This is a genomic window from Providencia sp. 6390 (assembly GCF_058148425.1).
This window is the reverse complement of the sequence record NZ_JBYVYL010000001.1, coordinates 586,887-599,239: the sequence shown is the minus strand read 5'-3', so window position 1 is coordinate 599,239 and position 12,353 is coordinate 586,887. Positions and strand designations below refer to the sequence as shown.

Genomic DNA, 12,353 nt, shown 5'->3' with positions numbered 1-12,353 from the left:
ATTATGGGGTTTTATTGTCTGGGGCTTCTGAACGTTTAGATTCAGGTTGCTTAAATTGCATTTTTAAATGGCCCTCAACAGATATATAGTTTTCAATAGTGCCTTGGTCAACCAAATAATTGAGAATGGCTTCTGTTAGTTGATTATCTTCTATCACGATATCAGCGTCTTTTTGGCTAAGCGCCTCATTAATGATTGGAGACAGTACCGCTAATACGTTTTTAAGTTCATTTTTGTTTAATTTATTAGCAGTCTTACTAAATGCAAAGGCTTTAGTTTGAACAGAAAAATTATCCTCAGCAATATCTTTCATTAAGTTATAATTAGTAGAATCAATGTATTTTTGTAATTCATTTTCATTATTTACAAGAATACTAAGAATACCATCTTTTATTTCAGCAAGGTCATCATAATGACTGACCATATATTCTATATCATTGATATCAAAATTATTTTCTAGTATGTATTGTTTTTCTGTATTAGTTAAGTAGTTACCTGCTATTGAATAAGTGCCTTTTGATTTTTCTAGTAGTTTGATTTTGGCTTCACCGATTTCTTCACCTTTAAGAAGTTCAGCTAATTCATTTCGGAAAGAAGAACTGTCATCAAAAAGTTCGATATATTCTTCAATGTTATGAATGATAAAATCATTAATCACACTATTTTTATAGTGCTCATCACTTCTAAGGAAATTTAAGTTTTCTAAGTTCATCCTAATACAGTTTGTATCAATAAGAATTTTCATCTTATCTATAGATAATCCCTTTTTGTTAAAACCTTTTTTATAGTGCCAACCTGTTTCAGAAAGAACTTTTCTATATGGCTCATTATCGATGTTGTCACTTTCAATAAATTTATTTAAGAACTTTCTAACATAATCACTTTTATAATTTTTATTTATATCAAAATCATCTAGTGGGGTTTTATTAATATAATAAATTAAAGTATCATCGAGTTTACCTTCCTTGAGGATTTTTGAGTGATATTCAACTAAGTTATGCAAATTACACCCCACGACTAAATCTGTAAAAAGATCACTCCATAGCTCCACATCTTCAATAGACAATATATTTTTTATTCTATTTTTTATCATGCTTAGATATTTCTTTTTCACTTCAATATCCATATCGAAATTCGCTATTTCAACCACATCTTTTTCATCATCAAATATTTCTTTAATATCAGAATTAATGATAATTTTTAAGTACTCTTCAATGTTATTAAAAATATAGTTATACACTGGAGAGGCACTTACCCCTTTAATTACTGAGTAACTATTCTTTATGAATTTATCATAAGAAATTATTTTCATTTCACTATAATAGAATAAACCCACCATTTGATATAAATTATCTAGATTTATTTCATACATTGAATTATTATAAACTTTCTCTAGCAAATCAAAATCTGACACGTCACTATCTATAGAAATAAATTTAACATTAATCAGTTCTAACTTATCTACTAGTCCATTTGTTTTATAGCTACTTTCCCTTAGATAATCAGGACATTTGGATATGAAAATTGATAATTTATTATCTTCATTAGCTATAGATAAATTATCGATATGGCATCCATCTAAAAATATTTTAGTCAAATCATAATAGTCATTTATATTGGACTCAAAAGTTCTATTATTAATTAACTCAATTAAAATAGATGGCCAATACTTTGATAATAATCTAGAAAAAACAACATTTACATTATCACTCTTTCCATTTGCAAACCAAAAATCAAAAACAAATTTAACTTTGTTATTTTCTTTTAATTGAAGAACTAATGCAGACAACATTCTTTCATTTTTATTACGATTTTTCATCATATATTTTATCAGAGTAAAATTCAATATTTCTTCTTGATAGAACATATCCTCTGTTAATAACCCCAATATATTATTAGGGTTATCTAACTCTAAATCGTTATCTTCGCCTTTTCTATCCATTACACTATGAATAAATATCCTATCTTTTCTTGATAAGCTATTTTCATGCACAATAGCCATATAGTCTTTATAAGATTCATCAATATATCCATTTCTAATCAAATATACCAATAGAGAGAAATAATCATTATTCAAGATATCTTTAAAATCTTTAAAGAATGAATTTTGTTTAAATACCAATTCAAAATTTTCATTTGTAATTAAATCACTTATTTTTTTATTTTCAAGACTCAATAAATCAAATTCCATTCTGTTTAATCCTTTATTTAATGATTTTAAATCATCTTTATCTTTTAAAATTAAAGCTCTTTTTTTATAATTATCTGAAAAATATTTTTCTTTTTTATCTATTTCACTTTGCAGATCGTAATACCCAGATTCATACTGCGATTTAGTTCTTCTCTTCAAAGGAAAATACTCCCTTAACATTTCTAGTTCTAGAGAAGAATTTAAATATTCGTAATCAACATCATTTATTCTTTTTGATAACTCATCTATTTTTGTTTTAATTGTAGCTCTATCATTATTAATAATTTCATTTTTGTAACCTAATATATTAAAAACATATCCCCGCCCTAATTGTAACTGAGAGAAATCATGAGGAAATATATTTTTATAAGTTACTATAGCCAACATTTTATTAGCATTTAAACCTATTATTTTCAATTTCTCAAAATATACCATATACTCATTGTAGATATTTTTAAGAACCCGATAATCATCTATATATAATGAGATTCCACGTAAAAAAGCTCTGTCTTCAATATTTTTATCAAATAATTTATCCAATAATTCATATGAGTTACTTCCATCAACTATAGGAATAATGGGTACAATATAATCAAAAAACTTAGTTCTATCTTTGGATGTAAAAAGATCATCTCTTAATAAATAAAAGAATCTAATTGGTTTTTTATTTATCACTCCCAAATGATTATTTAATAATGTATTTATTTCTTTTAATCTTTCAAAGATGGATATCTTATCAAATCTATCAATATCCTCAAAAACAACAGCATCTGCCTTTGATTTTTTAAATAGATAAATAACTTCATTTAAATAGCGATCAAAATAAGAATCAGATGAATCATCGAAGATTTCAATCTCACTACCTTGAAGGTTTATCTTTTTTATTATATTCTGAGTTTTTTGCGCTTTAATTAATCTATATAAAGAATATGATGCAGCAACAAGTAGCATGAAGCCGCTAATAAGATACCAGCCACTCCCTGTAAACAATTCGAGAATAACTTTATACCATGAATCATTAAGACCAAGAACAAAATATTTCCATTCTAATGAAAAAAATAGTTGTAAAAGTAAAACAAAACCCAAAGAACAACCAATAGCCCATCTAATAACTGAACACTTGGAAATATCTTTTTTTACTTTAAATAAAGTCTTAGGAATATCATCAGCTGAAATTTGATGGATCAACTGGTTAATAATCTTACCTTCTAGTACTAAATTTGATGTATTTTTTTCTTTATCATCCGTACTATCAAAAGTTGCCAATGATAAATGAATAAATTTTCTTTCCGGATATTTAATCTTATAGGTTTCTATTACACTACTTTTACCTGCACTATAGGGGCCAGAAACTGCAATATTGCGAATTTTAGATTCACTAAAAGCGTAGTTTAATGCATCTTTATAAATCCCTAAATCTACATCAGATGCAGGAGTTAACGTTTGAAACTTGTAAGTATTAACATAGTTATTTTTTTTCTTTACTTTTATTTTTCTACGGAAAAATTTCCAAGTTGCTTTTAATACAAATCCAAAATGTTTCACTCTTCTACTGCACTTAGAACCTTCAGCCATACCATCCCTCTAAAACTGTCGCCTATATACAATAACTAACCCAAACTTATCTATGACATAGTAGCACTACTCCTAACTCAACTACAGTCTAAATATTTATTACATTGTCAATAATTTCATCGGTTTAATCCAAAAAAGATTAAGTGTAACCCGTAGAATTTAGCCAAAACTAGTATTTACTCTATTCAATAGTTGATGAGTTTTATTGGCAAAACATTCAACCTAAAATGAATTACTTTTAATCAACCATTAAGGTTTCTATGTTTTTTCTATCTCACAATAATTGAATCAAACACGATGAGATAAAAAAATGAGATTACAAAAAAGATGGTATCTGGGCTTTTTAGGATTAATTGGCATTTATAAATTCAATAATGCTATCGCTGCTTTTAGTGGCTCCACCTCTTGGATTGAAGCCCTCTCCTTAGGTTGGCTGATTTGGTTTTTGTATTTTCTTCCTGAGAAAATAGTAAATAGCAATAAATAAATAGTCACCATTCAATTTATTTCGCCTCATTATCTTCAGTTATCCCACTATCAGTTGCATATTAAATTTAATATGAGGTTGCGATGAAAAAATTAAGTAATCATCTAGATTAGATTGCTTATCATCACAATGATGCTGCTGATGCCACATTGAATACTTGATATCAAGTGCTTTATGGAAGCTAACAAAATTAGCATCAAACTCTTGTTTGAATATTAAACGAAAGGTGACGCCATGAAAAAATTAACGATTGCTCTTATTATAAGCTGTTCAACATTAATGCAACCTGTTTTTAGTGCTACCGCCGCTCAAAAAGCCATTAGCTACCTAACGTCTTGGGGGATCCCATCTCTGGCGGAAGTAGAGATAGCACGTTCAAATGTTGATACCCTACTGTTATCTTTTGGGCAATGGGATGCGCAAGGAAATATTCAGATATCAGACAGTATGACTAGTGTAAATTTTGACCCTTATTGGCTCCCATCAAACTATTTAACTTGGACACAGTTCAAATACGATAACCCAACTAAAAAAGTGATGGTCGCTTTTGGTGGCCAAACCTATGAGGCTATTTGGGGGCATCTCAAAACAGCTGAAAGCCGTGAACTTATAGCCACTAGTTTAGCTAATTTATTAAATCAAACGTTCCCCGTATATAAAAAAGTTAACGGGCTATATCAACAAGTCGGTACTGTTCAACTCGATGGAATCGATTTTGATTTTGAAAAAGCAGCACGTTTAACAGAAGAAGAAAACTCAAACCTATTGGATTTGGCTAAACTAGTACGTCAAAAAATAGGCGGAGCATCTAGTACTAAATTATTAAGTTTAACCACCTATCATGTTGGCGCAGATCCTGTTACATGTGCAGACTCAACAGTCACACAAGGTTGCTCTTATGTAGAAACTGCACGTTCAAGCCATCACGGTGAAGTATTATCAATTCTTAACGGCGGAAAAAGCACTTTTAACTTTTTTAACGTTATGGCTTACGACGCAGGTCAGAATTTTAAATACGATGTTGCTATGAATAATTATGCACAAGCTGTCGGAGATCCATCAAAAATCATTCTTGGAACGACAATAAATAGCCAATGGGGCCCATCAGGCAGTTTTGTTGAAACTCAAGCAAACAATATAGCGCGCGCTAAATGGCAAGCTAACAATAATTACGGTGGATTCTTCGTTTGGGCTTTAGGATCAAATAACCAAAGCATGACGTTTGCTGCTCAAGTTGATTATATTAATGCGATGATAACCGCCACTAAATGAGTTCATTAAACCAACTATTATTTAAAGTACCTTTTCTAATTTTAACAATGACATTTAATTGCAGTATGGGAGATTCTGGCAGTATCATGTATTGTTCATAGTCGAACCAATAATTTTATTATTAATCATCGGGTTGGCAAGTACGACATTTACCGCTCAGTCAATTTAAGACTTTAACATCAGGTATGACAGCGATAATATTGATATTCTGTATTTGCCGCCCATTTTTTTACTGATTCAATTTACCTCTTAATCAATATATCAACGCATTTTTAGCCCCCCTTTTTCCCCTAACCATCCACAAAGTGTATTAATCTTCACCACTTAGTGTAACTCTCTGCGTTGTGTCATTATTTTATCGCAAATAAGTGGTATCCTTATATCGCCTATAAAGATAGGAAATTAAATTGACTACGTTTATTTCTCTTTTGGCTCTGCCATAATAAACGTGTATATCACTAACATTGAGGTGTTTTATGACGACCGGGCAAGTTCATCCGTTTAGGTTGCGCCCACTTGAACGTGAAGATTTAGCATTTATCCACCAACTTGATAATAATGCCAGCGTGATGCGCTACTGGTTTGAAGAGCCTTATGAAGCCTTCGTTGAGTTGAGTGATCTTTACGATAAACATATTCATGACCAATCTGAACGGCGATTTATTGTCGAAAACGATAGCGAAAAAGTCGGGTTAGTGGAATTGGTTGAAATTGATTATGTCCACCGTCGTTCTGAATTCCAAATTATCATTGCACCCCGCCATCAAGGCCATGGCTATGCGACTCGTGCCGCTAAGTTAGCCATGGATTACGCGTTCTCCGTGCTTAACTTATATAAACTTTACCTAATCGTAGATAAAGAAAATATCAAAGCGATCCATATTTATAATAAACTAGGATTCCACACGGAAGGCGAACTTATCGACGAATTTTTCGTCAATGGCCGCTACCATACTGCAATCCGTATGTGTGTCTTCCAACACCAATATTTTGCCAGCAAAGCGCTAGCAGAAAACCCAGAGAGTGTTGTCAGCCCACATGCTACGATTAAGCAACAAGTTTAGTATTAAGGTAGAGTATTTATACTTTTGATCTATCTGCACACAATGGAGTAACGATGTCCCAAGAACGTCTATACCACGAAAAAGAGTTAAGCTGGCTGGCTTTTAACGAACGTGTTCTACAAGAAGCAGCGGATAAGCGAAATCCTCTTATTGAGCGTATGCGTTTTTTGGGCATCTACTCCAATAACTTAGATGAATTCTATAAAGTGCGTTTCGCCGATGTAAAACGGCGTATTTTAATCAATGAAGAACGCGGTTCGGCAAGCGGGTCTCGCCACCTACTAAAACGTATTCAAAACAAAGTCGCTAAACAAGAGCAAGAGTTCGACATTCTGTATAACGACTTGCTACTTGAAATGGCACGTAACCAAATATTCTTAATTAATGAGCGTCAAATATCGCCGCGCCAACAAATTTGGTTACGCCAATATTTTCGCCAACATTTGCGTCAACACATTACACCTATATTAATCAACCCAGATACCAATTTGGTTGAGTTCTTAAAAGATGACTACACCTATCTGGCCGTTGAAATAATCAATAGTGGTAATGTGCAATATGCGTTATTAGAAATTCCTTCAGATAAAGTGCCGCGTTTTGTTAACTTGCCACCTGAAATGCCAAAACGCCGTAAATCAATGGTACTTATCGATAATATTTTGCGTTATACCCTTGATGAAATCTTCAAAGGCTTCTTTGATTACGATGAACTCAACGCTTATTCCATGAAAATGACTCGCGATGCGGAATACGATATCGCGACAGAAATGGAATCCAGTTTACTTGAAATCATGTCATCAACCTTAAAACAGCGTTTAACCGCTGAGCCTGTTCGCTTTGTCTATCAGCGTGACATGCCTGATGAAATGGTTGCAGTACTACGTGAAAAATTGGGTTTATCCAATGATGACTCAGTGATCGCCGGTGGTCGCTACCATAACTTTAAAGATTTTATTAATTTCCCTAATGAAGGAAATAAAAATCTATTAAATAAGCCATTACCTCGCTTACGTCATCGTTGGTTTGATAATTTCCGTAATGGTTTTGATGCGATCCGTGAACGTGATGTCTTGCTATATTACCCTTATTACACCTTTGAACACACCTTAGAATTGCTAAGACAGGCATCTTTTGACCCAAATGTTTTATCCATCAAGATCAATATTTACCGTGTAGCTAAAGATTCACGTATTATTGATTCAGTGATCCATGCCGCCCATAACGGTAAAAAAGTCACAGTAGTGGTTGAGCTACAAGCGCGTTTTGATGAAGAAGCCAATATTCATTGGGCCAAGCGCCTTACAGAGGCTGGCGTGCATGTCATTTTCTCTGCGCCCGGTCTGAAAATCCATGCAAAGCTCTTTATTATTTCACGTATGGAAGAAGGCCAAATAGTCCGTTACGCACATATCGGTACAGGTAACTTTAACGAAAAAACGGCACGCTTATACACCGATTACTCATTACTGACGGCTAATGAGCAAATCACGAATGAAGTACGCCGTGTATTCAGCTTTATTGAAAATCCCTATCGCCCTGTTACCTTTGAAAACCTGATGGTGTCACCGCAAAACACCCGTCTAAGACTCAATGAGTTAATTGACCAAGAAATTGCCAATGCACAAGCAGGCTTACCAAGCGGTATTACATTAAAAATTAATAATCTTGTCGATAAAGAGCTCACTGATAAATTATATGATGCATCCAACGCAGGGGTGAAAATTCGCTTACTGATCCGAGGGATGTGTTCACTGGTTGCAGGTCAGCCAGGCTATAGCGAAAACATTCAAGTCACCAGTATCGTCGACCGCTTTTTAGAGCACGACCGTGTTTATGTGTTTGCTAACGCAGGTGACGACAAAGTTTTTATTTCCTCTGCGGATTGGATGACCCGTAATATTGACTATCGAATTGAGGTCGCCGTGCGCTTAGTTGATAGTCGCCTAAAACAGCTGGTTTTAGACATCCTAGAACTACAATTTAACGATACGGTAAAAGCGCGGTATGTTGACAAAGATCTCAGCAATCATTATGTTCCCCGCGGCAATAAACGCAAAATTCGGGCACAGCTCGCTGTTTATGACTATTTAAAATCACTGGAAATGCCTGAGACAAGGTCTTAATTTATGCCATTAACTCATACATCAACGCCTCGGCCACAAGAAATTGCGGCCATTGACCTTGGTTCAAACAGCTTTCATATGGTTATTGCCCGTATCGTCAATGGTGCGTTACAAGTTCTCACTCGCTTAAAGCAACGCGTTCACCTCGCCGATGGTTTAAGTGATAGCAACGAATTAAGCGAAGAAGCGATGGAACGTGGTTTAGCCTGCCTTGCGCTATTCGCAGAACGCCTGCAAGGGTTTACCGAAGAAAACGTCTGTATTGTTGGTACCCACTCATTACGAGTTGCAACGAATGTTGAAGAATTTTTAAAACGCGCAAAAAAAATCATCCCCTACCCAATAGAAATCATTTCAGGCCAAGAAGAAGCGCGCCTGATTTTTATGGGAGTAGAACATACCCAACCAGAAAAAGGCCGTAAACTGGTTATCGATATTGGCGGAGGCTCTACTGAGTTGGTGATAGGCGAAAAATTTGAGCCATTACTAATCGATAGCCGCCGTATGGGTTGTGTTAGCTTTGCCCGTAACTATTTTCCTAATGAAACGATTAATGCAGAAAACTTTAATCGAGCTTACCTCACTGCTTGCTTAAAGCTGGAACAAACTGCGACAAAGTTTAAACATCTGCAATGGGATGTAGCAATGGGTGCATCCGGTACTATCAAAGCAGCCCATGCCGTGATTGTCGAAATGGGTGAACGCGATGGCATCATTACCCGTGAACGACTCGAAAAAATTAAGCAGATTGCGCTGAAATATAAAACCTTTTCCGCCGTTGATATCCCTGGCCTATCAACGGAACGTAAACACGTTTTCGTGCCCGGATTAGCCATTTTATGTGCTGTTTTCGATTCACTTGATATCAAAGAATTACGTCTTTCTGATGGCGCACTGCGTGAAGGTGTTTTATATGAAATGGAAGGTCGTTTCCGTCATCAAGATATCCGCCAGCGGACAGCACTGAGCCTCGCAGAGCACTATAATATAGATAGAGAACAAGCAAAACGTGTTCTGAAAACCATGGAAGAGCTCTACCACCAGTGGGGGCAGCAAAATCCTAAGTTGGTTAATCCACAGCTTGAATCTATTTTGATTTGGGCGGTGATGTTGCATGAAGTCGGTTTGCACATTAATCAAAGCGGTTTACACCGCCATTCTGCTTATATCCTACAAAATACTAACTTACCCGGTTTTAATCAGGAACAGCAGTTGTTGCTTGCTACTTTAGTCCGCAACCATCGTCGAGTGATCAAATTCGACGATATCCCTAAGTTTAATTTATATAAAAGAAAACAGTTTATGCCGCTAATACAAATTTTACGGCTATCTATTTTATTAAATAATCAGCGGCAATCAACCACCATTCCTGCCACTCTACGCTTGGAAACCGATGATGGTCACTGGACGTTATACCTCCCAACACAATATTTATCTCAGAATTCATTGATGCAACTCGATCTCGAAAAAGAGAGTGCATACTGGGAAGATGTTCCAGGTTGGAAATTAGATATTCGCGAAGAGCCTAACTAGCTAGGTTACTCATGATTTGGTGGTTAATGTATGCAATTTATCGGTTTCATAATACTTTGTCTTGATTATTGATATTTGTTTGGGTTAATCACCAATCAATGGCAAAATAGTGTGGTTTCTTCGCAAATGGTACTCACCGTACCCGTCATTGCTTTAAGGATTAAAATGTCACAAACGGCTTTCTCAAATGATGCGGCACCAATAGTGAATCCGCATTCTCAAAAACTGGCGTATATTCGCCAGCAGATCCTGACGCTATTTATGGATGACGAAGAGTTCGTCCAAACCCTTATTGAACACGACCAACACGTTAGTTTGAGTGATAAAGCACTTAGTGAAAAAATCAATACAGTCAAAGAATTACTGGTTGATTTACACGCCGCTGATATAGCAGACATATTGGAAATGCTGCCATATGATGAACGTCTTGCTCTATGGCGTTTAGTCGATAATAGTGAACGTGGTGAAGTACTGGTTGAAGCTTCGGTCGCCGTCTGGGATAGCCTAATTAAGGATATGTCTGACCGCGAATTATTGCGCGCTGTTGCTAATTTGCATGTCGATGAACAAGCGTATATTGCAGAGCATTTACCCCAAGATACCATGCGTAGGTTACTGACCTATTTAGATCCTAGTTTACGCAGCCGTATTCGTGAAGTTCTGCAATATGCAAAAGACAGTGTTGGTCAGATGATGGATTTTGAATTCGTTACTGTCCGCCCAAATGTCACGCTGAAAACGGTTCAACGTTACTTGCGCCAGCGCGGTAAAATTCCTGAAGCAACTGATAAAATTTTCGTTGTTGATAACAAAAATTTTCTGCAAGGTGAATTACCCCTTACCACAATTTTGACCCAATCCCCTGAGCGCATCGTTGCTGATGTTATGAAAACAGACACGGTCACCTTCCTACCTGATGAAAAAGGAGAAGATGCAGCAAGTGCCTTCGAACGTTATGACTTAATTTCAGCAGCGGTCGTAGATAACAGCGGCTTACTTATGGGTCGTCTAACTGTTGAAGATATCGTTGATAACTTAAACGAAGAAAATGATAACAGCATCCGTCGAATGGGGGGTTTGAGCCCTGAAGAGGATGTGTTTGCCCCTGTTGGGCAAGCGGTCAAAACACGTTGGACTTGGCTCGCTATCAACTTATGTACAGCTTTCGTCGCATCACGGGTGATCGGGGTATTTGAAGATACCATTTCACAATTGGTTGCTTTGGCAACACTGATGCCTATCGTTGCAGGTATTGGTGGTAACACAGGGAACCAAACCATCACCATGATTGTTCGTGCAATTGCACTGCACCAAATCCAAACAGGAAGCTTCTCTTTCCTTATGTTAAGGGAGCTTGGGGTCGCCTTTATCAACGGGGTCGTTTGGGGAGGTATCATGGGGGTTGTCACCTACTTCCTCTATGGCGATATTGCCATGGGTGCCGTAATGACATTAGCCATGATCTTAAACTTACTAATGGCAGCTATTATGGGCGTTCTGATCCCACTTATCATGCTTAAATGTGGTAAAGACCCTGCGATTGGGTCCAGCGTTATGATCACTGCAATTACTGATACTGGCGGTTTTTTTATCTTCTTAGGCCTTGCCACCCTATTCTTAGTTTAATTGCTATTTGGCATACTCATCAGCAGTTTGTTGGGTATGCCTTCTAGGATGTTCCGCAATATCCTTTGTATTCAACATAATCTAACTGTCCTTGATTTAAAATAAAGCATAAACACGGGTAATTTCAATATTATTCTATTTTTAATTCTTACCTTTATACTCTAAATAATTCGAGGTGCAGGTAGGCGACAAGTGAAGATAGATGGGGAGCATAGATAAACTATGTGACTCGGCTAGCTGAGCGTAGTCACTTATACCTCAACGAAAAGCCCTGCAACTTGAAGTATGACGAGTATATAAGTAAATATATTAATTAAAAATATCCAAATTAATATTTTGTTACTTTATCGATGCATTAACCGCCAAAAAATAATTAATAAAATATATTTCCCTCTAATTTTTCAAATAAAAATATATGATCTTCTACAAAAAATCATTTATTAACATCATATAATGTTATTGCTTTAGCTCATGGATGATAT

The 12,353-nt window shown here is 35.5% G+C and carries 7 protein-coding genes; 6 read left to right on the top strand and 1 reads right to left on the bottom strand.

Annotated features, from left to right (window positions below; genetic code table 11):
- Position 1: 1 nt before the first annotated feature.
- Positions 2-3,766 (bottom strand): YobI family P-loop NTPase, encoded by a 3,765-nt coding sequence (locus AC3Z9T_RS02865; protein ID WP_490124686.1) that lies wholly within the window; start codon positions 3,764-3,766, stop codon positions 2-4.
- A gap of 310 nt (positions 3,767-4,076) precedes the next feature.
- Here AC3Z9T_RS02865 and AC3Z9T_RS02860 point away from each other — a divergent pair, with 310 nt between their 5' ends.
- The 6 genes from AC3Z9T_RS02860 (at position 4,077) to mgtE (ending at position 11,871) form a co-directional block, all read left to right on the top strand.
- Positions 4,077-4,253, top strand: a complete 177-nt coding sequence (locus tag AC3Z9T_RS02860; protein ID WP_490124685.1) for a hypothetical protein — start codon at positions 4,077-4,079, stop codon at positions 4,251-4,253.
- Between the two features lie 234 nt (positions 4,254-4,487).
- Positions 4,488-5,525, top strand: a complete 1,038-nt coding sequence (locus AC3Z9T_RS02855; protein ID WP_490124684.1) for a glycoside hydrolase family 18 protein — start codon at positions 4,488-4,490, stop codon at positions 5,523-5,525.
- Between the two features lie 476 nt (positions 5,526-6,001).
- Complete coding sequence (gene speG, locus AC3Z9T_RS02850; protein ID WP_490124683.1) at positions 6,002-6,589, top strand: spermidine N1-acetyltransferase; 588 nt, start codon at positions 6,002-6,004, stop codon at positions 6,587-6,589.
- A 53-nt stretch (positions 6,590-6,642) separates the two neighbouring features.
- Entirely contained in the window at positions 6,643-8,712 is a 2,070-nt protein-coding gene (gene ppk1, locus AC3Z9T_RS02845) for a polyphosphate kinase 1 (RefSeq protein ID WP_490124682.1), read from the top strand.
- 3 nt (positions 8,713-8,715) lie between these two features.
- Positions 8,716-10,245 carry an exopolyphosphatase gene (ppx, locus tag AC3Z9T_RS02840; protein WP_490124681.1) on the top strand — a complete coding sequence of 510 codons (1,530 nt, stop codon included), beginning with the start codon at positions 8,716-8,718 and terminating at the stop codon, positions 10,243-10,245.
- A 165-nt stretch (positions 10,246-10,410) separates the two neighbouring features.
- Positions 10,411-11,871: a magnesium transporter gene (gene mgtE, locus AC3Z9T_RS02835; RefSeq protein WP_490124680.1), complete on the top strand. Its 1,461-nt coding sequence runs from the start codon at positions 10,411-10,413 to the stop codon at positions 11,869-11,871.
- Positions 11,872-12,353 lie beyond the last annotated feature (482 nt).

Bases quoted from the DNA above. Each gene is read 5' to 3' on its own strand.
- speG (WP_490124683.1), top strand. From the start codon at position 6,002: ATGACGACCGGGCAAGTTCATCCGTTTAGGTTGCGCCCACTTGAACGT.
- mgtE (WP_490124680.1), top strand. From the start codon at position 10,411: ATGTCACAAACGGCTTTCTCAAATGATGCGGCACCAATAGTGAATCCG.
- ppk1 (WP_490124682.1), top strand. From the start codon at position 6,643: ATGTCCCAAGAACGTCTATACCACGAAAAAGAGTTAAGCTGGCTGGCT.
- ppx (WP_490124681.1), top strand. From the start codon at position 8,716: ATGCCATTAACTCATACATCAACGCCTCGGCCACAAGAAATTGCGGCC.
- AC3Z9T_RS02855 (WP_490124684.1), top strand. From the start codon at position 4,488: ATGAAAAAATTAACGATTGCTCTTATTATAAGCTGTTCAACATTAATG.
- AC3Z9T_RS02860 (WP_490124685.1), top strand. From the start codon at position 4,077: ATGAGATTACAAAAAAGATGGTATCTGGGCTTTTTAGGATTAATTGGC.
- AC3Z9T_RS02865 (WP_490124686.1), bottom strand. From the start codon at position 3,766: ATGGCTGAAGGTTCTAAGTGCAGTAGAAGAGTGAAACATTTTGGATTT.